Raw genomic sequence first — 23207 nt, forward strand, 5'->3', positions numbered from 1 at the left:
AATCCACTTCTGCGGCATTGGACTTGTGCCCCGTGGAAAGAGAGCCAAGCGATGACCCAGGAATTCCCCGTAACCGAACGCAGCCGCGTGCGGCGCATGCACGATCGTGCCAGCCATGCCTGGGGTGATGTCCATGCCGTGCTCGATGCCGCGCCGCTGTGCCATGTCGGCTATGTGATCGATGGCGAACCCTATGTGACGCCCACGATCCATTGGCGTGAGGGCAACCGCGTGTTCTGGCACGGATCATCGGCGAGCCGCTTCCTGCGCAAGATCGACGGCCAGCGCGTGTGCCTGACCGTCAGCCTGATGGATGGCTATGTCCTGGCGCGGTCGGCCTACAACCATTCGGTCAACTATCGCAGTGCCATGGTGTTCGGCCGGGCGCAGCGCATCACCGATCCACAGGAAAGTGCCGCGGCCCTGCGCGCCATGGTCGACACCCTGTTCCCCGGCCGGTGGGACAGCCTGCGGCCGATGACGGCACAAGAGGCCAAGGCATCGACCGTGGTGTGGATGGATATCGAAGAAGCGAGCGTGAAGGATCGCGCCGGCCCGCCCGGTGATCCCGAGGAAGCCGACTATCCGGTCTGGGCCGGGGTGCTGCCCATGCGCACCACGCTGGGCCCGGCCGAACCGGCGCCCGACAGCCCGGCCACGCTGCCGCTGCCGGCAGACCTGGCGGCCCTGGTGGCATCGGGCCGGCTGCGCTAGGCTTGGTTCACGCTTGCGCCAGCACGCGCTCGACGCTGGCGCAAAAGCGTTCCATCTCCTGGGGGGAGCCGATGGTAATGCGCGACCGGGTCGGCCAGATCGGCCAGGACCGGCCGATGGCGATCCCTTTTGCTTCCATCGCCGCCTTGATCGGCGCGGCCGGCTTGCCCCAATCGACCATCAGCATGTTGGCCGCGCTGGGCAGCACGGCCAGGCCACGCTGGGTAAGGAAGGCCGCCGTCTTTTCGCGCGTCTGCGTGGTCTGTTCGCGCCGGTTGGTGATCTGGTCCATGCGCCGCAGGCTCGCACTGGCACAGGCCAAGGCGGGCACCGGCAGTTGCAGGGTCTGGATCACGCCATCGTATTGCATCAGCCTGGCCTGCAGATCGGGCCGCGCGATCGACAGGCCCATGCGCATGCCCGCCATGCCGAAGATTTTCGAGAACGTGCGCAGGATCACCACGTCACGCCCGTTGCGCACCAGGTCCATGCCCGATGCGGCGTGGGAAAAATGCAGGTAGGCTTCGTCCAGCAGGACCACCGCATCCTTGGGCTTGTTTTCCACCAGCCAGGCGATGTCTTCCATCGGTGTCAACGAGCCGGTGGGATTGTTGGGATTGCAGACATAGTAAAGCCCGGCACGCGGATTGGCGGCCAGCATCGCGCGCACATCGTGCGCCTGGTCCGGGCTGCGCAGCGGCACCTTGGCCACCGGCGCGCCGACATAGGCCGCCACCATCCACGCCACTTCGAACGTCGGATCAGCGGTAACCAGCCCACGTTCCGGCCCGCAAAAGCCAACCACGGCGCGCGCCAGCGGGCTGCCCGATCCGGCCCAGGGCACCACATGATCGGCGCCCACGCGCTCCATCGTCGAAACCGTCTCGATCAGCGCGTCACGCTCGCCGGCCGGATCGTAATAGTTGCTCCGGGCAACGGCAGCACGGGCGGCATCCAGCCCATCGTCCACCGGCCCTTCCCAATATTCGTTGCCATTGAGGCGGATCGTGCCCGGCGGCACTTTCAGGCTGGGCGCCGCCGACGCGGCCGGCATGGGGCTGCCTTGCGCGGCGAATGCGCGTTCGCCCAGGGCAAGGCCACCGCCCAAAACGGCGGCCAACTGGAACATGCGCCGCCGATCGAGCGGGAGGCCAGCGGAAGGTTCGATCATGGCGCCTGGTGTCCTTGGCTATGAGGGGGCCAGCGTGTCGTGGCGCGTGCGCCTGGTCAAGCCCGCGGCGCCTGATGCAACGGCAGGCTTTCGGCAGACTTGACCGTTTCCATCACGATGGAGGCGCAGACCACGTTCATCTCGATCCGCGCCACCAGCGCCTTGTAGACGCGGTCATAGTCGTCCACGCTGGGCAGCACAATGCGCAGCAGGTAGTCGATGCTTCCGGTGAGGCGATAGACTTCCATCACTTCGGGAATGTGGGCCACGGCCTGGCGGAACTGCTCGGTCCAAGCCGCGCTATGCGTGCGTGCGCTGACCGTGACGAACACCGTGGTCGGCAGGCCGACCTTGGCACGATCGATCACCGCCACGTTGCGCTTGATATAGCCGGCCTCGCGCAGGTGGGCGATGCGCCGCGAGCAGGCCGAGGGCGAAAGGTGCACGCGCGTGCCGACTTCGGCCAACGGCGTATCACTGTCGCGTTGCAGCATATCGAGAATGGCAAGATCGCGAGAATTGAGCATCGGGCGGTTCTCCTGCACGCTGGATGCGCGATCTATCTTACCAGTGCAAGACGACAGCGCCGATCAGCCCGTGACGAGCCGGTAGCCAACACCGGGTTCGTTGCGGATCATGCTGCTTTCAACGTCGCCCTCTTCCAGCTTGCGCCGCACCCCGCGCACCGCCACGCGCAAGTATTCCACATCGTGTTCATGCCCCGCGCCCCACACCGCGCGCAGCAGCGCTGCGTGCGAGACAACGCGCCCCGGATGGCGGCAAAGCTGCGCGAGAAAGCCGTATTCCTTGGGCGTGAGGTGCACTTCTGCGCCATCGCGCAGCACGCGCCGGGCCGCAAGGTCCACCGTGATCGGCCCCACCTGCACCACCGGTTCCTCAGCCACGCGGCTGAGCCGGCTGCGCAGCGCCACGCGGATGCGGGCATGGACTTCCTCGGTGTCGAACGGCTTGGTCACATAATCGTCCGCGCCCAGATCGAGCGCGGCAACTTTCTCATCGGTCGCGTCGCGCGCCGAAACGACCAGCAAGGCCGCCCCCGCCGCCTTGACCAACGGGATCAGCTCCAGCCCGTCGCGATCGGGCAGGCCAAGGTCGAGCAGCACGAGGTCGGGCTTGTCGATCGCCAGGGCGGCCAGCGCCGCGCGGGCGTCTCCTGCCTCGATAACCTCGTGCCCGGCGCGGGCCAGGCTGCCGCGCAGCAGGCGGCGGATGGCGGGTTCATCGTCCACCACCAGGACGCGGGTGGCAAAGCTGGTCATTCGGGACTGATCTTTCGCAAGTGATGTTCGCTGAAATGCACCGTGAAGCAGGCGCCGGCGCGATCGCCGCGATTGGCGGCGCTGACATCCAGGCCCATCGCCCGCGCAAACCCCTTGACGATGGCGAGGCCAAGGCCCGTTCCACCCTTGCGATCCGAGCCTTCCACCCTTGTGAAAAGTTCGAATATGCGAACTGCCATGCCGGGCGGCAGGCCCGGCCCTTCGTCCAGCACGCGCAGATCGAGGCCGTCGGCGCGGCGCTGGGCCGCAAGGGTGATCGCGCCTTCTTCGCCACCATGGCGCGCCGCGTTTTCGATCAGATTGATCAGGCAGTGGTGGAACAAGCGCGGATCGACCATCACCAGCGGCAGATCGGGCGCAATGTCCATGGTCACCGCGCGGGTGCCCAGGGTGCGGCGCAGATCGTGGACGGCGCTGGCCACCGCCTCGGCCAGGTCCACCGCTTCGGTTCGCAGGGCGATCGCGCCAGCCTCGATCCGCACCATGTCGAGCAGGTTGGCGATGAAGCGTTGCAGGCGGTCGGCCTCGGCCCGCGCGGTGGCCAGGATCGGCACCTGGTCTTCATTGGCGGGCACCAGTTCGCGCAGCGTGCCGACCACGGCCGTCAACGGCGTGCGCAGATCGTGGCTGATCGAAGACAGCAGCGCGGCGCGCAGCCGGTCGCGCTCTTCCAACTGGCGCACGCCGGCCATGTCGTGCTCCAGGCGAATGCGTTCGAGCGCGAGGCCGACCTGGTCGACCAGGCTGCCCAGCAGCGGCAAGCGGTCGCTGCGCACCGGGGCGGCGGCATCACCGCGCGCCAGGCCGAGCACCGCGAGCGGCGCACCGCCAGCGGCGAGCGGGGTGAACAGCCATTCCGACGCGGTGAGCGTGCCCGATCCGCGGCCCGCCGGCTGCGCACGATCGAACGCCCATTGCGCGGCGGCCATGTCCAGCACTTCGAGCCGGTCTTGCGGGGGAAAGGCGGCGGCGACGACCAGCTTGCCGTCCGTCGGCAGCAGCAGCACGGCGTGGGCATCGAGCAGGCGCGCGGCCTCGGCGCAGAGCACGCGGCCCAGTTCCTCGGCCGTGGTCACGCCCGTGAGCAGCCGGGCAAAGCCGGCAAGCGCCGCGCTGGTGCGCGCGCTGGCGCCGGCTAGCAGCGCTTGCTGGCGCAGGCGCGCCGCCAACTGGCTGCTGACCGCCGCAACGGCCACCAGGACCAGCACGGTGATGATGTTCTGCGGATCTTCGATCGTGAACGTGCCGGTAGGCGGGATGAAAAAGAAATTGTAGGCGAGCGAGGCGGCAAGGCCCGTCAGCACCCCGGTGGCCAGGCCATAGCGCGTGGCCGCCAGCATGACCGGCAGGAAATAGAGCAGCGCCACGTTGGTGATCGGCGCCGCGGCAAACAGCAGGCGGCCCAGCGCGGTAACGAGCGCCGTGGCGCCCAGCGCGGGCACCAGTCCCACCGCCAACCGCCGCCAGTCCGGCACGGGGGCGGGCAAACGGGCCGGGACCGCGCGATGCACCACCGGCACTTGTTGCAAGGCCAGATCGGGCAAGCGCCGGGCCAGGGTGTCGACCGTCAGCCGGCGCTGCCAGGCAAAGCGGCGCGGGCGTGGCGCGCCCACCACCAGCAGCGTGGCACGCGTGTCGGCTGCCGCCTGGGCCAGGCCATCGACCACGCCGGAAGCCGGCATGGCCAGCACTTGCCCACCAAGCTGGGTGGCAAGATGCATGGCTTCGGCCAGGCGCGCGTTGGCCTGGGCGCCACGTTCGCCTGGCGTTTCGATATGCACGGCCGTCCACGGCGCGCGCAGGGCATCGGCCAGGCGGCGGCCGGCACGCACCACGTCGCTGGCGGCATCGTGGCTGCCCACAGCCACCAGCACGCGATCGGCCGTAGCCCAGGTGCCGGCCAGCGCCTGCGCCCGCACGGCATCGAGCATCTGCGCATCGACCGCCTGCGCCGCGCGGCGTAGCACCAGTTCGCGCAAGGCCGAAAGGTTGGAGCGCGAGAAGAAGTGGTGCAGCGCGCGCGCCGCTTCCTGCGGCACATAGACTTTACCGGCGCGCAGGCGCTCGATCAGTTCATCGGGCGGGGTATCGACGACCTCGATCTCGGCCCGGTCGAGCAGCCGGTCGGGCACGGTTTCGCGCACGCGCACATGGGTGAACGAGGCAACGACATCGTTGAGGCTTTCGAGATGCTGGATATTGAGCGTGGACCACACGTCGATCCCGGCGGCGAGGATCTCCTCCACGTCCTGCCAGCGCTTGTCATGCCGGCTGCCGGGTGCATTGGCGTGGGCGAGTTCGTCCACCAGCACCAGCGCAGGCCGCCGCTCCAGAATGGCATCGATATCCATTTCCAGCAGGGTGTGGCCGCGATGGGCCACTTCCTTGCGCGGCAGCACCGGCAAGGGGCGCAAGCGAGCCTCGGTTTCGACGCGGCCGTGGGTTTCGACCACGCCCACCACCACGTCCACCCCGGCGCGCGCCTGGCCCAGCGCATCGTCGAGCATTTCGCAGGTCTTGCCAACGCCCGGAGCCGCCCCAAGGAAAACCTTGAGGCGGCCGGACCGCTCCTGTTCCGCCAGGCGTAACAGGGCATCGGGATCGGGGCGAGCAGGCGTCATCAATGCCCTTGTGCGCGCGCCACCGTGGCTTCGTCCAGTGCCCGATTGAGCCGCAGCACATTGACGCGCGGCTCACCTAGCAGGCCCAGCAGCGGCTGTTCCACGTGCGCTGCGACCAGAGCCCTTACAGTCTCGGGCGAAAGCCCGCGCGCGCTGGCCACGCGGCTCACCTGGAAAAAGGCCGCCTCGGGGCTAATATGGGGATCGAGCCCCGAGGCGGAGGTGGTCACCAGGTCAGGCGGAACGGGAGAGCCTGGTGAAGTGGCGGCAAGATCCTTTGTCGCGGCCGCCACGCGATCGTGCAGAGCTTGAGACGAGGGCGCGAGGTTGGAGCCGGCCGAGGCAGAGGCATCGTAACTACTGCCAGCCGCCGACGGGCGCCCGTGGAAATAGCGCGGCCTGGCAAAGGCCTGGCCGATCAGGTCGGAACCGATGACCTGGCCGTGATCGGTCACCAGGCTGCCATTGGCGGCCCAGGGAAAGGCGACCTGGGCGACGCCGGTGATCGCAGCGGGATAGGCCAGGCCCAGCAGGCCGGCGAACAGCCCCGTCATCACCAGCGACGGGCGCAAAGCAGCAACAAGATCCCTATTCATGACGGAAATTCCTTCAGGCCAGATGCAGCGCGGCGACGAGCAGATCGATCGCCTTGATCCCGGCGAACGGGGCGATCAGGCCGCCGACGCCGAAGATCGCCAGGTTGCGCGCGAGCAATGCCCCTGCCCCCACCGGGCGATAGCGGACACCCTTGAGCGCCAGTGGCACGAGCGCGGGAATGATCAGGGCGTTGAACATGATCGCCGAGAGGATCGCGCTTTGCGGGGTGGCCAGGTGCATCACGTTGAGCACCGAAAGTTGCGGATAGAGCACCAGGAACATCGCCGGGATAATCGCGAAGTACTTGGCCACGTCGTTCGCCACCGAGAACGTGGTGAGCGCGCCGCGCGTCATCAGCAACTGCTTGCCCAGGCCCACGATCTCGATCAGCTTGGTCGGGTCGCTGTCCAGGTCCACCATGTTGCCGGCCTCGCGCGCGGCCTGGGTGCCGGTGTTCATCGCCACGCCAACGTCGGCCTGGGCCAGCGCAGGCGCATCGTTGGTGCCATCGCCGCACATGGCCACCAGGCGGCCGCCCTGCTGCTCGCGGCGGATCAGTGCGAGCTTGTCCTCAGGCGTCGCTTCGGCCAGGAAATCGTCCACCCCGGATTCGGCGGCAATCGCGGCGGCGGTCAGCGGATTGTCCCCCGTGATCATCACGGTGCGGATGCCCATCTGGCGCAGTTCGGCAAAGCGTTCGCGGATGCCGGCCTTGATCACGTCCTTGAGCGCAACGATGCCCAGCAGCGTGCCGTTTTCAGCGACGGCCAGCGGGGTTTGCCCCTGGCGTGCGACGTCTTCGGCAATGCGGCGCAGCTGCGCGGCGCCCTCGCCAGGGGCCGCATCGGGCACGCTGCGCAGGATGGCATCGACCGCGCCCTTGGTCACCACGTGCCCGGCATTATCGAGGCCCGAGATGCGGGTCTGCGCGGTGAACGGGATGACTTGCGCGCCCTGGGGCACTTCGGGGGCTTCAAGGCCATGGGCTTCATGCGCCAGGCGGACGATGGAGCGGCCTTCGGGCGTTTCGTCGGCCAGGCTGGCGGTGAGCGCGGCGCGGGCCAGGGTGGCCGGGGCAATGCCCGTCAGCGGCAGGAACTGGCTGGCCTGGCGATCGCCCACGGTGATCGTGCCGGTCTTGTCGAGCAGCAGCACGTCGATGTCGCCCCCCGCTTCCACCGCGCGGCCGGATTTGGCCAGCACGTTGAACTGGACCAGGCGGTCCATCCCGGCAATGCCGATAGCCGAAAGCAGCGCGGCAATGGTGGTCGGGATCAGCGTGATCAGCAGCGCCGCCAGCACGGCCACGGGGATCTGCCCCCCGGCATAGCGGGCAAAGGCAGGGATGGTGGATACCGCGATCAGGAAGATGATCGTCAGGCCTACGAGCAGGATGGTCAGCGCGATCTCATTGGGCGTCTTCTGGCGCTGCGCGCCTTCGACCAGCGCGATCATGCGATCGAGAAAGCCCTGCCCCGGTTCCTGGGTCACCCGCACGGTGATCTCGTCAGAGAGCACGCGGGTGCCGGCGGTGACGGCGCTGCGGTCGCCGCCCGCCTCGCGGATCACCGGCGCGCTTTCGCCGGTGATGGCCGCTTCGTTGACCGAGGCAACGCCCGCGATCACTTCGCCATCGGCCGGGATCAGTTCACCCGCCGCGACCATGACCAGCGCGCCTTTCTGCAGCGTGGCGGCCGAAACCTGGCGACCATCGGGCAGGCGGGCGACAAGGTCAGACCGGGTGGCGCGCAGCGAGGCGGCCTGGGCGCGGCCGCGCCCTTCGGCCAGGCTTTCGGCAAAGGTGCCGAACAGCACGGTGAGCCACAGCCACACGATGAGCTGAAGCTGGAAGCCCAGCGACAGACCGGTGTTGCCCACGAAGAGCAGCACGGTGAGCAGCAGCGCGACCACCGCCGTGGTGAACAGCACAGGGTTGCGGACGAGCTGGGCGGGATGCAGCTTGCGCAGCGCGCCGCCCAGCGCAGGAACGACCAGTTGGGCCGAAAACATCGAGGTTGGTTGGGACACGTCAGGTATCCTCAGTAAAGCAGGCCGGCAGCGCCGGTGAGATGATCGGCCACCGGGCCAAGCGCGAGCGAAGGCAGGAACGTAAGGCCGCCCACGATCAGGATCGTGGCGATCAGCAGGCCGATCCACAGCCCACCCGTGGTGGGGAAGGAACCGGGGCCAGCGGGCGTGTGCTTGCGCGCCGCCAGGCTGCCGGCAATGGCCAGCACCGGCACGATGACCAGGAACCGGCCCAGCCACATCGCCACGCCCAGCAACCCGTTGTAGAACGGCGTGCCGGCGGTGAGCCCGGCAAAGGCGGAACCGTTGTTGGCCGTGGCCGAGGTGAAGGCATAGAGGATTTCGGAAAAGCCATGCGGCCCCTTGGCCAGCGGCCCGGCAAGGCCGGCCGGCAGGACCACGGCCACGGCCGTCAGCCCCAGGATGCACAGCGGCAGGATGACGATGGCCAGCACCGCCAGCTTGACTTCGCGTGCCTCGATCTTCTTGCCGACATATTCCGGAGTGCGGCCCACCATCAGGCCGGCGAGGAACACGGCCAGCACGGCAAAGAGCAGGAAGCCATAGATGCCCGAGCCGACACCGCCGATGACGATTTCGCCAAGCTGCATGTTGAACAGCGGGATCATGCCGCCCAGCGCGGTGAAGCTGTCATGCATGGCATTGACCGCCCCGCACGATGCGGCGGTGGTCACGGCGGCGAACAGCGCGCTGGCTGCCGCGCCAAACCGCACTTCCTTGCCTTCCATGTTGGGACCCATCACGCCGAGCTGGTGCAGCATCGGGTTGCCGGCGGCTTCACGCCACCAGACAATGGAAGCGCCCGCCACGAACAGCGCGAGCATGGCCCACAGGATCGCCCAGCCCTGGCGCGTGTTGCCCACGGCCTTGCCGAACGTGTAGGTCAGCCCGGCGCCCAGCGCGAAGATCGACAGCATTTGCACGAAATCGACCAGCGCCGTCGGGTTTTCGAACGGATGGGCGGAGTTGGCATTGTAGAACCCGCCACCGTTGGTGCCGAGCATCTTGATCGCTTCCTGCGAAGCGACAGGGCCGACCACGATGGCCTGGTGCGCGCCTTCCAGCGTGTGCGCGTCCACCAGACTGGCAAAAGTCTGCGGCACGCCGCTCGCCACCAGGAACAGGGCATAGACCACGCAGGCCGGCAACAGCACATAGAGCGTGACGCGGGTGAGATCGGCCCAGAAATTGCCCAAGTTGCGCGTTTGCGCGCGGGCAAAGCCGCGGAACAGCGCGAAGGCGACAGCAATGCCGGTGGCGGCCGACAGGAAGTTGTGAATGGTGAGGCCGACCATCTGCGACAGGTTCGACAGCACCACTTCGCCGGCATACCACTGCCAGTTGGTGTTGGTGACGAAGGCAATCGCGGTGTTCATCGCGCCATCGGGCGAAAGGCCGGCGAGCCCACGCGGGTTCATCGGCAGCACGCCCTGCAGGCGCAGGACCGCATAAGTGAAGATCACCGTAACGACCTGGAACAGCATCAGGTGCAGCGCATACTGGCGCCAGTCCTGCTCCTGTTCGGGATTGATGCCGGAAAGGCGATAAAAGCTGCGCTCTACCGGGCCGAGCACCACATGCAGCGGCGTGCGACGGCCTTCGTAAACGGCGAAAAGCCACAAGCCGAACGGCTTGGCGATGAGCGCGACCAGTGCGGTAAAAACCAGGATCAGGCCCCAGCCCGACAAAAGGGTGGCAGATGTCATGGCATGGCCCCCGTCAAAAACGCTCGGGCCGCAAGAGCACGGCCACGAGATAGACAAGCAGGCCCGCCGCGACCAGCGCGGCGAGCGTTTCGGAAATGGTCATCGGATGGTTCCTCGGGCCGGTGGCTCAGGCCTTGGCGCAAAGCGCGATGGCGGCCAGCGTGATGCCAAACAGGCCGGCGAGCACCGCCAGCCAGACAAGATCGGTCATTGTGCTGAATCCTTGCGCGACATGGCCTTGCGCGACACCGGCAGCCAGGCGCGCGGCGGCAGCGGCTGCAGGCGGAACAGCCCTGCCCCACCCAGGCCCAGGCCAAAGCCGGCCCACAGCGCCAGCACCATCAGCAGCGCCACCAGCAAGGCCAGCGGGCCGGGGTGGCCATGTTCGGCCAGTTCCACGTGGCGCAGGCCCTGTGCCAGCAAGGGCACGGTGGCAAGCGCGGCAAGACCGGCCAGGCGCAGGCCCCAATCGCGCCCGCGACCGCCCTTTGATCGCCGCTGCAAACCTCGAATCTCCATGATCAGCTCCTTGGCTGTGTGATGGTGCCGATGTGGGGGATGCGGCCGTTAAGGTTCCACGGCGGGGTGGGGCCATGGCATAAGGATTGCGTAAAGTTCCCCGTGGACTTGACCTGGCGCGTGCGATCGAGAATGATATGGTATCTCATAACATTATCGCGAGCAGCCATGCCACTACCCCATCACCCAGCAATCGCTTGCGCACCGTGCGAAGCCGTGCTGGCGCAAATTCACCATAGCGCGGTACAACTCGCCCTGTGGCAACGCGCCAGGCCGATGGCCTTGAACTGGCTAGACGAAGTCGATCTGGCGGCGCTTGACGATATCGATTGCTGGATCGATGCCCCTTTCCGTGCGCAGGATCTGGGCGAACGCTTGCGCGAAGCGGGTTTTGCTGCGCTGCCGGGGACTGTGGCCCTTGCGGTGGAAATCGCCCGCCAGATGCGCCGGTTTGCGGCCCTGACGGACAGCCCGCGCTTGCGCCTGCGGCTTGACGTAGTGGAAACCGACGCCTGCCGCCGCTTCCACATGGACTATGTCAGCGTGCGCCTGCTAATGCCCTTGGTCGGTCCCGGTACGCAGTGGATCATGGCCAACGAGGGCCCCGAAGGCCCGGTGCGGGAAATGCAGCCGGGCCAGGTCGGCCTGTTCAAGGGGCGGCTGGCGGTGGCGGAACCGGCCGTATTCCACCGCTCGCCTCCGATCGCCGGGACCGGGCAGCGACGGCTGCTGCTGGTGCTCGATCCCTGGGCGGATGCCGCGGGCGATCAGTCCTGCGGCCGGGCGGCATAACGCCGCGCCAGCGTGGCGCAGACGAAAAGCTGGGCCTGGTGAAACAGCATCAGTGGCAGCACGATCAGGCTGACGGCGTGGCCAGCGAACAGGATCGTGGCCATGGGAATGCCGCTGGCCATGCTCTTTTTCGATCCGCAGAACACGATGGTGATTTCATCGGCGGTGGAAAAGCCCAGCTTGCGGCTGGCCAGCGTGGTCACCACGATCACCAGCGCCAGGATCAGCAGGTTGAGCAGCAAGACGATCAGCAGGTCTGCCGGGGCAAGGCGCGTCCAAACCCCTGCCACCATGCCGGCGCTGAATGCGGCGTAGACGACCAGCAGGATCGAACCGCGATCGACATAGCCGACGATCTTCTTGTAGCGGCCGAGCCAATCACCGATGAACGGCCGCGCGATCTGGCCCGCCACGAACGGCAGCAGGATCTGCATGCCGATCGCTTCGAGCGAATGGGCCGAAAAGCCGCCGCTGGCCGACGTGGGCAGCAAGAGCGCGGTGAGGATCGGGGTGAGCGCCACGCCCACGAGATTGGACAGCGAGGCACTGCACAGTGCCGCGGGGACATTGCCCCGCGCGATCGAGGTGAACGCGATCGAGGATTGCACGGTCGAGGGCAGGACGCACAGGAACAGCAGGCCGACCGCGATATCGGGCGCCACCAACCCACCGATGAGGTGGACGACGCCCAGCCCGATCAGCGGAAACAGCACGAACGTGCTGGCAAAGACCAGCGCCTGCAAGCGCCAGTGCGACAGGCCCTGCCACACCGCCTGCGGCGCCAGGCGCGCGCCGTAAAGGAAGAACAGCAGCGCCACGGCCGCCGTGACCGCCACATCGGCAACCGCCACGCCGCGCCCATGCGCCGGGAACAAGGCGGCAATCCCGATCGTGCCGATCAGCAGCAGCAGATAGGGATCGATCAGCGTGCGCAGCTTGCCCATGGCGTGGTCCTTGCGAAAAACAGATGTTGCCGCAGGTAAGCGGCAAAGCATCCATGCACAATCATGATCATGGCGATAACAGTCATTCACACTCTTGATGGCAGACGCGACTGTGGCATGATCGCGCGATGATCGGCCCCGACCTTTTGCGCGCATTCGTTACCGTGGCCGAATGCGGCAGTTTCACCGGCGCGGCGCGGGTGCTCGGCACCCGGCAATCGACTGTCAGCCAGCAAATCCGCCGGCTGGAAGACCTGGCCGGGCGGCGCCTGCTGGCGCGCGACACGCACCGGGTGGCGCTGTCGGCCGAAGGCGAAGCGTTTCTTGACCATGCACGTCGCGTGCTCGATGCCCATGGCCGGATGGATGCCCACCTTTCCGGGCTGCGGCTTCGCGGGCAACTGCGTTTTGGCGCGTGCGAGGATTTCGTGCTGTCGGCCCTGCCGGACGTTCTGGCGCAATTCGCGCGGCGCCATCCCGATGTCGACCTGGCCCTGACCGTGGCGCTGAGTGAAACGCTCTACGAGCAGTTCGACGCGGGTGGGCTGGATATCATCTTTGTCAAGAAACGCCCCGGCGAGCGGCGCGGTGTGACGGCCTGGCGCGAAACCGTGGGCTGGGTTGCGGCGCCGGAGTTCCGCCACGACCCGGTCGAGGCGGTGCCGCTGCTGCTCTATCCCCCGCCCAGCGTGACGCGGGCCCTGGCGCTCGATACGTTGGACCGTGCGCGCGTGCCATGGCGCGTGGCTTTCACCAGCGGGGGCCTGAGTGGATTGACGGCAGCGGCCCGCGCCGGGCTGGGCGTGATGCCGCATTCGCTGCGCCTGGTGCCGCAGGGCCTGGCGCCGTTGCGGCCGCATGGCGCACTGCCCGAATTGCCGGCCATCGAATTTGCCGTGATCGGACCGGGCGGGCACAACCTGGCGGCCGAAGCGCTGACCGCCGCCATTCTTCATTGGGCCGCACCGACCTGACCAGCAAGCGACCATGGCGGGCGTGACAAGTGCCTGGCGAGGAAATCGATCAGCACCCGCACCCGTGCCGGCCGCTGCGCACCGGGCGGCGTGACCAGATGCAGCGCGATATCGGGCACGCGCCACTCTGACATCACTTCCACCAGGCGGCCAGCGGCAAGATCTTCCCACACCATGAAGTCGGGTTGCAACGCGACGCCCTGCCCGGCCAGTAGCGCCGGGGCCAGCGCGTCGGCATTGTTGGCGCCCAGGCGCCCCTTCACGGTGACGACGTAATCGCCTTCCACCGCGTGGTGAAAGCGCCAGGCTTCGGGGGAATCGAGATTGGTATAGAGCAGCCCGGCATGGTGCGAGAGATCGCGCGGATGCGAGGGCGTACCATGCGTTGCAAGATAGGCTGGCGCGGCCACCAATGGCCGGCGCACCGCGCAAAGCCGGCGCGCACGCAGCGAGCTATCATCCAGCCCGGCAATGCGCAGCACCACATCGTGCCCGCCGCCCACCACATCGACCCGCGCATCCGACAGATCGAGATCGAGCCCGACATGGGGATAAGCAGCAAGGAATTCGGGCAGCAGCGGGGCAACGTGGCGCAAGCCGAAGCCCATCGGCACGGCGAGGCGCACCAGGCCGCGCGGCACGTCGCCTTCCGCACCGGCCTGCGCCTCTGCCGCCTCGCCATCCGAAAGGATGCGCCGCGCCCGGTCGAGCACGCCACGCCCGCTTTCCGTGAGCGCCAGGCGGCGGCTGGTGCGATGCAGCAGGGGCACGCCCAACCGCGCCTCCAACCGGGTCACCGCCTTGGACACGGTGGGCTTCGACAGGCCGAGAGCGTCGGCCGCGGCAGCGAACGAGCCGGTATCCACGACTTTGGCGAAAATAGCCCAGGCTTCCAGATCCGGCAGAGACATTATGCAAATTCCTTCACCGATGGTTTTCCATCATTGCCATTTCTTTGCAAGCGGGAATGCCTAGATTGGCCCCAACAGCTGAACGGCCCTGATCGCCGCCAGCCAGACGGAGATACGCCATGATCGAACTTCGCCCCTTTTCCGGCATTGGCCGCGCCAACCACGGTTGGCTGGACGCCGCCCACCACTTCTCGTTCGCCGACTATTACAACCCGGCGCGGATGGCGTGGGGCAACCTGCGCGTGTGGAACGACGATACCATCGCGGCCAAGAGCGGCTTCCCGCCCCACCCCCACCGCGACATGGAAATCATCACGTATGTGCGTGAAGGGGCCATCACCCACCGCGACAACCTGGGCAACCAGGGCCGCACCGCCGCTGGTGACGTCCAGGTGATGAGCGCGGGCACCGGGATCACCCACGCCGAATACAATCTGGAAGATGAAACCACGCGCATCTTCCAGATCTGGATCATGCCCACCCGCCAGGGTGAACAGCCCAGCTGGGGCGCCCGCCAGTTCCCCAAGGCGGAACGCGCCGGTGAACTGGTCGTGCTCGCCAGCGGCTATGCTGAAGACAAGGACGCCCTGCCGATCCGCACCGACGCGCGCCTGGTGGCTGCCACGCTCCATGCCGGGCAAAGCGTCGATTATGTCCTTGGTGCAGAACGCAAGGGCTATCTGGTGCCCGCCACCGGCAAGGTTGCCGTGAATGGCGTGGAAGCCAACGCCCGCGACGGCCTGGCCATCGCGGATGTCGACACGGTCACGATCACCGCGCTTGAAGACAGCGAAATCGTGCTGGTCGACACGCTCTGACCCAATGCGTTCCGGGGGCGGCTGCATGGCGCAGCGGTCGCCCCACCCCTGCCTGCCGCGCCACAAGGTTTCCGGCCATGACCCAAGACGTCGCCTCGCATCTTCCCCACGCCACCGCCACCAGCACCGGCGCGGGCACGTTTCAATCCCGCCTGGCGATTGGCGGGCGCGAGGGACAGGACGACATCCTGGCCGATGAGCCCCTGGCGCAAGGCGGCCTGGGCACGGGCCCGACGCCCTATGACCTGCTGTGCGCCGCGCTGGCGACCTGCACCACGATGACCTTGCGCTTTTATGCCGGGCGCAAGGGTTGGGACGTGGGCACGGTGGAAACGCATGTGACCCACGCCCGCGTGGCTGGCCAGGCGCCGGCCGACCAGTTCACCCGCACGATCACGCTCGATCCTGCTCTCGACCAAGCGGTGCGTGCCGAACTGCTTGGGATCGCCAACCGCTGCCCGGTGCACAAGACGCTGACCCAGGGTTCGGCGGTTACCACCACGCTTGCCGCCTGAGTGCCGTTCACGCCTATTTCGCCAAGGGGATTGCCATGCTGACCGCAACCGTTTCACCCGCCCTCTCCCGCCAGGACTGGCTTGCCGCCCATGTTGGCGCCCATGATGCCGACAGCATCGGCTGCCGCGCCCCGGCCGTGCCCAGCCACGAGAAAACCCGCCTGAAGCGCTGGATGACGCGCCTGTTCGGTGACAACGCGCCGATGCCGCTGGCCGATCCGCGCCTGGAGGCAGTGCGCCGGTTTGCCTGCGCTACCCGTGCGGGCAAGGCCCCCGATGGCGCGTTGATCGGCGAGTTGCACCAGCGCGGGCTGGATGATGCCGAACTGGCCGCGATTGCCCGGTTTGCCGCGTGACTTGGCGTGAATCCTTTTCACCAAAAGCGTGAAAAGGTCGCGTTTGGCAGCCGGGCTGCCTTGCGCCATGATGGCGATGCACCGGGCCGATAAGCGGCCCTGATGCCATCAACGGCAAGAAGGCAAACCCCATGCGACTGGATATGTCGCCCTATCTTTCGCAAAAATTCCTCATGCCAGCGGAAACCGAACGCCACAGTGCCTGCTGGATGGCGTGGCCTGTCCGTACGGAGCTGTGGGGTGGCCGCCTCGCCGAAGCGCAAGCCGATTTCGCCGCAGTGGCCCGCGCCATCGCCCGGTTCGAGCCGGTCGTCATGGTCTGCCGGGACGCCGACGTGGCGCAAGTGAGCGCATTGTGCGGCGATGCTGTCACGCCGTTCGTGGCGCCGATCGACGATAGCTGGATGCGCGATTCCGGGCCCACGTTCGTGCGGGGCAGCAAGGGGGGCCTGGCCGTGGTCAATTGGGCGTTCAACGCCTGGGGCCAGAAGTACCATCCCTATGCCGCCGATGCCGCGCTCAAGCGGACGATTGCCGAGCATCTGGGCCTGCCGCTGGTCACCTGCCCGCTGACGGCCGAAGGCGGGGCGATCCTTTCGGACGGACAAGGCACGGTGCTGACAACCGAGAGTTGCCTGCTCCACGCCAATCGCAACCTGGGGTTGACCCGCGCGCAGGTGGAGGCCGAATTGCTGGCCGCACTGGGCGCGGAAAAGATCGTGTGGCTGCCCGGCGATGCCGGTGAAGTGGAAACCGACGGCCATGTCGATTGCCTGGCCGCGATCGTGCGGCCCGGCGTGGTGATGATGGAAGATCCGGCCACCGCCAGCGGGCGGCGGGCGGAGACGCTGGCGGCCAACCGCGCCGCGCTTCTTGCCCAGCGCGACGCGCGGGGACGGCCCTTTGCGATCGTGGACTTGCCCGCCGCGCCGACGATCGATGCGCAGGACGCGCGCCACCAGCCATCCTACGTGAATTTCTATATCGCCAATGGCGCGGTGATCATGCCCGGCCACGGTGTGCCCCAGGATGCTGCTGCCTGCGCCGCCGTGGGGGCCGCATTTCCCGATCGCACGGTGGTTCGGCTGGTGTTGCCCACCCTGCCTTATGGCGGCGGCTCGATCCATTGCATCACCCAGCACCAGCCCGCCCCGTACTTCCTGCCCGATGGAGGCCAGCCATGCCCCCAGTGACCGTTGCCGCCACCCAGTTTGCCTGCACGTGGGATCTTGCCGCCAATCTCGACCGCGCAGAAGCGCTGGTACGCGAGGCTGCCGACGAAGGCGCCCAGGTGATCCTGTTGCAGGAACTGTTCGAGACGCCCTATTTCTGTGCCGACGAGCGACCCGGGCACTTTGCCCTGGCCCGCCCATGGGCGGATCACCCGGTGATCGCACGGTTTGCCGATCTGGCGGCGGAATTGGGCGTGGTCTTGCCGATCAGCTTCTTCGAGCAAGTGGGATCGGCCCATTTCAATTCGTTGGCCATGATCGATGCCGATGGCAGCGAGCTTGGCCTCTATCGCAAAAGCCACATTCCCCAGGGCCGGGCTATCGCGAAAAATACTTCTTTGCGCCCGGCGATACCGGGTTCCAGGTGTGGGACACCGCGTTTGGCCGCATCGGCGCGGGCATATGCTGGGACCAGTGGTTTCCCGAATGCGCGCGTGCCCTGGCGCTCCAAGGGGCGGAACTCATCCTCTATCCCACCGCGATCGGCAGCGAACCGGCCTTTCCCGGCTATGACAGCCAGCCGCATTGGCAGCGTGTGATGCAAGGCCATGCCGGGGTCAACATGGTGCCGGTCATCGCCTCCAATCGCGTGGGGTTTGAAACCAACGAGGATGGCGACATCACGTTCTACGGCTCATCGTTCATCGCCGACCAGTTTGGCGCGCTGGTCGCGCAGGCCCCACGGGCGGGCGAAGCCGTGGTCACCGCCACGTTCGACCTGGACGAGATTGCGCCACAGCGCGCGAGTTGGGGGCTGTTCCGCGATCGCCGGCCCGATCTCTACGGGATCATCGGCAGCCACGGCGGCTAGACTGGCAACTGCGTGGTGGCCTTGATCCGCTTGAGCGCGAAATGCGAGGCGGACGTGGCCACCGCCGGATGGCGCAGCAGGGCGTGCATCAGAAAATGCTCGTATTGCGCCATATCGTGCACCACGATGCGCAATTGATAGTCCCACTCGCCTGACATCGAGAGGCATTCCAGCACCTCGTCCCGGTCCATCACGAACTGCTCGAAACTGCCGCGCGCCTGGGCATCATGGGATTTCATCCGCACCTGGCACACGGCGTCGAGCGACAGGCCCACGGCAGCAGGGTCGAGCAGCCGCACCGCCGGCCCGAGGACGCCTGCATCCTCCAGCGCCTTGATCCGTCGCCAGCAGGACGCCGGCGAAGTGCCGACCACTTCGGCCAAAGCCGCGTGGCTGAGATCGGCCTGGCGTTGCAACGCCTGAAGCAGGCGGCGGTCGAGACTGTCGAGTGCGAGCGGGGCGGTCATGCCGGATCTTCAACATCATGTACGGGTCGAATCATGCGGCACATTTTGCACCGCAGCGAACTTTCCGATAGAAATTTATCATAAACACCAGCTTATCGAAATAGATGCTTCATTGCCTCGTAATCGCAGCGGGAATATGAAAGGACATTGCAGGCACGCTGCGTCACACTGCTGCGATGGCCAGCGATCTTCCCACCACGCCGCCGCCTGGCGCCGCCGCAGATTGGACCGTTCCGCAGGATTGGGCGAGCTACACCGCCGCCGACCATGCCACGTGGGACACCCTGTTTGCGCGGCAGGTGCAGATGTTGCACGATCGTGCCGCACCCGAATTCCTTGCCGGCGTGGACATGCTGCGGTTGTCGCGGCCCGGCATTCCCGATTTTGCCGAACTTTCCGACAGGCTTCATCGCGCCACCGGCTGGCAAGTGGTCGCCGTGCCCGGCCTGGTGCCCGATGCGGTGTTCTTCGATCACCTGGCCAACCGGCGGTTCGTGGCGGGGCGATTCATCCGGCGCCCCGACCAGTTGGACTATCTTTCCGAACCCGACGTGTTTCATGACGTGTTCGGCCATGTCCCGCTGCTCGCCGATCCGGTTTTTGCAGATTACATGCAGGCTTACGGCGAAGGCGGCCTGCGCGCGCAGGGGATGGACGCGCTCACCAACCTCGCGCGGCTGTACTGGTATACCGTGGAGTTCGGCCTGGTGCACACGCCCCAAGGCTTGCGCATCTATGGCGCGGGCATCGTATCGTCCCATGGCGAAAGCCTGTTCGCGTTGGACGATCCCTCGCCCAATCGCCTCGGCTTCGACCTGGCGCGCTTGCTGCGCACCGACTATCGCATCGATGCCTATCAGCAGAGCTATTTCGTGATCGACAGCTTTGCCCAATTGCTCGACCAGACGCGCAACACCGACTTCGCCCCGCTCTATGCCGCTGCGGCCGGTGCGCCGGTGCTTGCCCCCGAGACAGTGATCCCGCAGGATCGCGTGTGGCACCGTGGCAACCAAGCCTACGCCCGGCAAAACCGCACGACGGCCCAGCCGCAACCTGCCGTTTGAGGAATCTGCATGCCCCTCGCCCGAACCATCGCCGCGCTGACCGAGCCCGAACTGGCGCAGGCCCTGGCGCTCCTGCCGCAATGGCGGCATGACCCTGCGCGCGCCGCGCTGCATCGGCAGATCGTCCTTGCCGATTTTCCAGCCGCCATGGCGTTCATGGTGCAAGCGGGCTTTGCCGCAGAGCGGATGGACCATCACCCTGAGTGGGCCAATGTGTACAACCGTATCGACATCTGGCTGACCACGCACGACGCTGGCGGCATCAGTTCGCGCGATGTGGCGCTGGCGCAGGTGATCGACAGCCTGGCCTGACAATCTGCCCCAGGACCAAAGACCGCGCCCTCCGGAGTGATCCGGAGGGCTTTTTTGTGCCTGTGCACGGACGCCTGCAACGAATCGAGATTTCGTTGACCGGCGTCGAACGCACCGCGTTATCGCGTCCTATACCTTTGATTCACAATATGAAATTTCGCTTCATTTCAGAAATGTTCAGAAAGCGTTTGACGCAAACCGCATGAGCGGGCAAATAGATAAAACAAAATTGTTTAATCGTAAGCAAAGCCTACGATCTTCAGGAGAGGAAACTTCGATGCGATCCTTTGCGTCTCGTTCCCGCGTGCTGTGTCACGCGGCATCGGTTATCGCGCTCGCCGCGCCAGCGCTGGCATCGGCACAGTCGACCGATACCGCTGCCGCTGCTGACAGCGCTGCCGCCACGCCCGAGGAAGCGATCATCGTCACCGGCATTCGCGCCTCGATCGCCCGCGCGATCGACGTGAAGCGCAACAGCGCCAGCGTGGTGGACGCCATTTCCGCGCAGGACATCGGCAAGCTTCCCGACGTGACGATCTCGGACTCGCTGCAGCGCATTCCCGGCGTGCAGATCCGCCGCGACGCGGGCGAAGGTGCCGGCGTCAACGTGCGCGGCCTGCCCCAGGTCCAGACCCTGCTCAACGGTGAAGCCTATTTGGGCGCCAACTCGATCACCACCACCCAGCCCAATTTCACCGACATCCCCTCGCAGCTGTTTTCCGGCGCGAACGTGATCAAGTCGCCCACCGGCTCGCTGATCGCGTCGGGCATCAGCGGCACGATCGATCTGCTCACGCGCCGCCCGTTCGATTTCAAGCAGGGTCTTTCGGGCGCCGCCGCCGTCGAAGGCTCCTATGGCGACAAGGCCAAGAAGTGGAACCCTTCGGTCAACGGCCTGCTCGCCTGGCGCGGCGATGACGTCGGCTTCCTGGTTTCGGCATCGTACTCCAAGGTTGACCTCTCGAACTCCTATTCGGGCATCCAGCGCGACTACGGCGGCCGCCTCGCCAATGAATCGATCGGCGACGCCACGAGCTATGGCGGCTTCCGCTTCGACGATCCCACGCGCGGTACGTCGATCCTGTCGGGCGGCAACGTCACCGGCGTGGACGTGAACGGCGATGGCGATGCCAACGACACCTATTTCTCGCCCCAGGCGCACACGGGCTGGAACCGCATCACCTCGCGCGAACGCTTTGGCCTCAACGGTTCGTTCCAGGCCCACCTGAACGACAAGCTCGACCTGGTCGCCGACGGGTTCTACACCAAGCAGACCCAGTACGATCGCACCGCCGGCTTCCAATTCCAGGCGGTGAACTGGCAGGCGGCCGATTTCGTGCCGGGCCATTCGCGCGATACTGGCGTGAAGATCAATGGCTACAACTTCAACGTTGTAGACCAGTACAACTACACCCTGCAGAACTTCGACAGCTATTCCGAAACTGGCCGCACCAAGTCGGACTCGATCAACCTCAACCTGGAACTGCGCTATAACAGCGGGCCGTTCAAGGCGACGTTACGCGGCCTTTACGGCAAGGCGCACAAGAACTTTGACGACAGCTATTTCCAGCTCAGCCTGTCGAACGGCAAGCAGTGGTTCAACGGCGTGGGCCACTATCCGGCGGCGCTGGGCGGTGATCGCACGTTCAACCCGCTGGGCTATACCTATAACACCCTGCCGGCCACGATCGACTATCGTGGCGACATGCCCAACTTCAACCTGCCGAGCGCGCTGGCGAGCAACCTGTCCAACCAGGCTGCCTATGGCTTCAAGACCACGTCTTCGGAAAACAACTACCGCTCCAATTCCGACCTCAAGGTCGCGCGCTTCGACGCCAGCTATGAGTTCTCGCCCGATATCTCGTTCGATTTCGGCGCGCGCTATGGCGAACGCGGGGCGGAAGCCTATTACTTCGATCGTGCGGCCCCGCTTTACGGCGGCCAGGGTGCGTCCGACGCGAACGGCTGCTATGTGAAGTGGAAGGCGTTCGACGTCCAGATGAACAACAGTGGCTGTTCGGCGGGCGATGCCAACGGGTTCTACACCGCTGGTCTGACGCGCCTGGGCAATGACGCGACGATTTCCAAGTACCTCAAGAAGTACAACGTGCCCGTAGGCGGCGTCGGCTCGTTCTACGCGCTTGATCCGCACGCGATGGACGATGCGCTCTCGTTCCAGAACAGCTTCTATCCCGGCAACAAGGAATTCGTCATTCCGGGCCGGTCGTACTCGATCAACCTGCACCAGAAGTCTGCCTATGGGCAGCTCAACTGGAACACCGAGATCGGTGGCATGGCGCTGCGCGGCAACGCCGGCCTGCGCGTGATCAACACCACGTTCAACGTGCGCCAGAACATCTCGGGCCCGGGCCAGCCCTACGGCCTCCCGGCCAGCGACGTGGGTGACATCTATACCCACCGCTCGTTCACCGACTGGCTGCCGGCGCTCAACGCCTCGCTCGACGTGACCGAAAAGTTCCGCGTGCGCGCCGCGTTCTCCAAGAACATGACCCTGCTCGATCTGGCGCAGTGGGGCGGTGGTCTTGACCTGAACTATGCGATCGACACCACGTTCAACCCGCCGATCTTCCGCGTTTCGGGTGGCAATTCCAACGGCAACCCCGCACTCGACCCGTGGCGGTCGACCAACTACGAACTCTCGTTCGAATATTACCTGAACCGCACCAGCCTGGTGAGCTTCGGGCTCTATCGCATGGACATCAAGAGCTTCGTCAAGACTGACACCGTGAAGCGGACGGACCTGCCCGATCTTGATGGCGTGGTGCGCAGCACCGTGTTCATCAACTCGCAGGTCCAGGGCACCGGCGGCTATCTCCAGGGCCTGGAAGCGGGCGCCAAGATCGGCTTCGACTTCCTGCCCGGCGCGCTGAGCGGCTTTGGCGTGGACCTGAACTATACGCTGTCGGACTCCAACGCCGGCGGCACCGACCTGACCGGCAAGAAGCTGCCGTTCCAGGACAATTCCAAGCACCAGGTCAACGCCGCACTGTGGTTCGAAAAGTATGGTCTGCAGGCGCGCGTCGCCTGGAACTATCGATCGGCCCGCGTCGAACAGACCAACTTTGCCGGTGTCACCGGGCTTACGCTGATGCAGGCGCCGACCAACTATGTCGACGCATCGGTCTCGTATGACTTCAGCAAGCGCCTGACGATCTATGCGCAAGGGTCGAACCTGACCGGCGAACACGAGCGGTACTACCTCTCGTTCCCCGACCAGAAGGCCTTCAACAACATCTATGAACGCCGCTTCCTGATCGGGGCGCGGACCAAGTTCTAATCTGCTTGTCACACGAGGCTTCATAACCGAACCTC

Annotated in this window: 22 protein-coding genes and 1 pseudogene; 11 read left to right on the forward strand and 12 right to left on the reverse strand. The window is 66.2% G+C overall.

The window, feature by feature from the left end; translation table 11 throughout:
- Nucleotides 1-51 precede the first annotated feature (51 nt).
- Complete coding sequence (locus R9J51_RS14255) at nucleotides 52-714, forward strand: pyridoxamine 5'-phosphate oxidase family protein (protein ID WP_179504824.1); 663 nt, start codon at nucleotides 52-54, stop codon at nucleotides 712-714.
- A gap of 7 nt (nucleotides 715-721) precedes the next feature.
- Here R9J51_RS14255 and R9J51_RS14260 read toward each other — a convergent pair whose 3' ends face one another.
- From R9J51_RS14260 to R9J51_RS14300, 9 genes are all read right to left on the reverse strand, one after another.
- Nucleotides 722-1885 carry a pyridoxal phosphate-dependent aminotransferase gene (locus R9J51_RS14260; RefSeq protein ID WP_179504825.1) on the reverse strand — a complete coding sequence of 388 codons (1164 nt, stop codon included), beginning with the start codon at nucleotides 1883-1885 and terminating at the stop codon, nucleotides 722-724.
- 56 nt (nucleotides 1886-1941) lie between these two features.
- Nucleotides 1942-2412, reverse strand: a complete 471-nt coding sequence (locus R9J51_RS14265) for an Lrp/AsnC family transcriptional regulator (RefSeq protein WP_179504826.1) — start codon at nucleotides 2410-2412, stop codon at nucleotides 1942-1944.
- A 63-nt stretch (nucleotides 2413-2475) separates the two neighbouring features.
- Complete coding sequence (locus R9J51_RS14270; protein ID WP_179504827.1) at nucleotides 2476-3165, reverse strand: response regulator transcription factor; 690 nt, start codon at nucleotides 3163-3165, stop codon at nucleotides 2476-2478.
- A complete protein-coding gene (locus R9J51_RS14275) occupies nucleotides 3162-5807 on the reverse strand; it encodes a sensor histidine kinase (protein WP_179504828.1) in 2646 nt (881 codons plus the stop codon). The genes R9J51_RS14270 and R9J51_RS14275 overlap by 4 nt, the downstream gene beginning before the upstream one ends.
- Nucleotides 5807-6403 (reverse strand): potassium-transporting ATPase subunit KdpC, encoded by a 597-nt coding sequence (kdpC, locus tag R9J51_RS14280; protein ID WP_179504829.1) that lies wholly within the window; start codon nucleotides 6401-6403, stop codon nucleotides 5807-5809. Before kdpC ends, R9J51_RS14275 begins: the two co-directional genes overlap by 1 nt.
- A 13-nt stretch (nucleotides 6404-6416) precedes the next feature.
- Nucleotides 6417-8414, reverse strand: a complete 1998-nt coding sequence (gene kdpB, locus R9J51_RS14285; RefSeq protein ID WP_179506480.1) for a potassium-transporting ATPase subunit KdpB — start codon at nucleotides 8412-8414, stop codon at nucleotides 6417-6419.
- Between the two features lie 29 nt (nucleotides 8415-8443).
- Complete coding sequence (kdpA, locus tag R9J51_RS14290; protein ID WP_179504830.1) at nucleotides 8444-10159, reverse strand: potassium-transporting ATPase subunit KdpA; 1716 nt, start codon at nucleotides 10157-10159, stop codon at nucleotides 8444-8446.
- A 13-nt stretch (nucleotides 10160-10172) separates the two neighbouring features.
- Nucleotides 10173-10262, reverse strand: a complete 90-nt coding sequence (kdpF, locus tag R9J51_RS14295; protein ID WP_168555055.1) for a K(+)-transporting ATPase subunit F — start codon at nucleotides 10260-10262, stop codon at nucleotides 10173-10175.
- Between the two features lie 104 nt (nucleotides 10263-10366).
- The gene (locus tag R9J51_RS14300; RefSeq protein ID WP_179504831.1) at nucleotides 10367-10678 is read right to left on the reverse strand and encodes a hypothetical protein; all 312 of its coding nucleotides are present in this window, start codon (nucleotides 10676-10678) and stop codon (nucleotides 10367-10369) included.
- 168 nt (nucleotides 10679-10846) lie between these two features.
- On the opposite strand from R9J51_RS14300, the gene R9J51_RS14305 reads away from it, so the two are divergent.
- Nucleotides 10847-11470, forward strand: coding sequence for a DUF1826 domain-containing protein (locus R9J51_RS14305; protein WP_179504832.1), 624 nt, complete (start codon nucleotides 10847-10849; stop codon nucleotides 11468-11470).
- Here the strand turns inward: R9J51_RS14305 and R9J51_RS14310 are convergent.
- Nucleotides 11446-12414 carry a bile acid:sodium symporter family protein gene (locus R9J51_RS14310; RefSeq protein WP_179504833.1) on the reverse strand — a complete coding sequence of 323 codons (969 nt, stop codon included), beginning with the start codon at nucleotides 12412-12414 and terminating at the stop codon, nucleotides 11446-11448. The genes R9J51_RS14305 and R9J51_RS14310 overlap by 25 nt on opposite strands.
- A gap of 128 nt (nucleotides 12415-12542) precedes the next feature.
- On the opposite strand from R9J51_RS14310, the gene R9J51_RS14315 reads away from it, so the two are divergent.
- Complete coding sequence (locus tag R9J51_RS14315; RefSeq protein WP_168555059.1) at nucleotides 12543-13388, forward strand: LysR substrate-binding domain-containing protein; 846 nt, start codon at nucleotides 12543-12545, stop codon at nucleotides 13386-13388.
- Here R9J51_RS14315 and R9J51_RS14320 read toward each other — a convergent pair.
- Nucleotides 13367-14299 (reverse strand): LysR family transcriptional regulator, encoded by a 933-nt coding sequence (locus R9J51_RS14320; protein ID WP_179504834.1) that lies wholly within the window; start codon nucleotides 14297-14299, stop codon nucleotides 13367-13369. The genes R9J51_RS14315 and R9J51_RS14320 overlap by 22 nt on opposite strands.
- 119 nt (nucleotides 14300-14418) lie before the next feature.
- Between R9J51_RS14320 and R9J51_RS14325 the strand changes: the two genes are divergently transcribed.
- The 5 genes and pseudogenes from R9J51_RS14325 (at nucleotide 14419) to aguB (ending at nucleotide 18031) form a co-directional block, all read left to right on the forward strand.
- Nucleotides 14419-15117: a pirin family protein gene (locus R9J51_RS14325; RefSeq protein ID WP_179504835.1), complete on the forward strand. Its 699-nt coding sequence runs from the start codon at nucleotides 14419-14421 to the stop codon at nucleotides 15115-15117.
- Nucleotides 15118-15194: 77 nt separating this feature from the next.
- On the forward strand, nucleotides 15195-15632 hold the full coding sequence (locus R9J51_RS14330) for an OsmC family protein (RefSeq protein ID WP_179504836.1): 438 nt from the start codon (nucleotides 15195-15197) through the stop codon (nucleotides 15630-15632).
- A 35-nt stretch (nucleotides 15633-15667) separates the two neighbouring features.
- On the forward strand, nucleotides 15668-15988 hold the full coding sequence (locus R9J51_RS14335; RefSeq protein WP_246865920.1) for a hypothetical protein: 321 nt from the start codon (nucleotides 15668-15670) through the stop codon (nucleotides 15986-15988).
- A 131-nt stretch (nucleotides 15989-16119) separates the two neighbouring features.
- On the forward strand, nucleotides 16120-17181 hold the full coding sequence (locus tag R9J51_RS14340) for an agmatine deiminase family protein (RefSeq protein ID WP_218843480.1): 1062 nt from the start codon (nucleotides 16120-16122) through the stop codon (nucleotides 17179-17181).
- Nucleotides 17169-18031 (forward strand): annotated as a pseudogene (gene aguB / locus R9J51_RS14345) (N-carbamoylputrescine amidase). The gene R9J51_RS14340 and the pseudogene aguB overlap by 13 nt, the downstream one beginning before the upstream one ends.
- Here the strand turns inward: aguB and R9J51_RS14350 are convergent.
- Nucleotides 18028-18498 carry an Lrp/AsnC family transcriptional regulator gene (locus R9J51_RS14350; RefSeq protein WP_168555064.1) on the reverse strand — a complete coding sequence of 157 codons (471 nt, stop codon included), beginning with the start codon at nucleotides 18496-18498 and terminating at the stop codon, nucleotides 18028-18030. The pseudogene aguB and the gene R9J51_RS14350 overlap by 4 nt on opposite strands.
- A 176-nt stretch (nucleotides 18499-18674) precedes the next feature.
- Between R9J51_RS14350 and phhA the strand changes: the two genes are divergently transcribed.
- From phhA to R9J51_RS14365, 3 genes are all read left to right on the forward strand, one after another.
- The gene (phhA, locus tag R9J51_RS14355; RefSeq protein ID WP_179504838.1) at nucleotides 18675-19562 is read left to right on the forward strand and encodes a phenylalanine 4-monooxygenase; all 888 of its coding nucleotides are present in this window, start codon (nucleotides 18675-18677) and stop codon (nucleotides 19560-19562) included.
- Between the two features lie 9 nt (nucleotides 19563-19571).
- Nucleotides 19572-19874 carry a 4a-hydroxytetrahydrobiopterin dehydratase gene (locus R9J51_RS14360; RefSeq protein ID WP_179504839.1) on the forward strand — a complete coding sequence of 101 codons (303 nt, stop codon included), beginning with the start codon at nucleotides 19572-19574 and terminating at the stop codon, nucleotides 19872-19874.
- Nucleotides 19875-20151: 277 nt separating this feature from the next.
- On the forward strand, nucleotides 20152-23172 hold the full coding sequence (locus R9J51_RS14365; protein WP_169474551.1) for a TonB-dependent receptor: 3021 nt from the start codon (nucleotides 20152-20154) through the stop codon (nucleotides 23170-23172).
- The last annotated feature ends 35 nt before the right edge of the window (nucleotides 23173-23207 follow it).

Origin of the sequence: Novosphingobium rhizosphaerae (assembly GCF_050920675.1) — a bacterium.
Lineage (GTDB): Bacteria > Pseudomonadota > Alphaproteobacteria > Sphingomonadales > Sphingomonadaceae > Novosphingobium > Novosphingobium rhizosphaerae.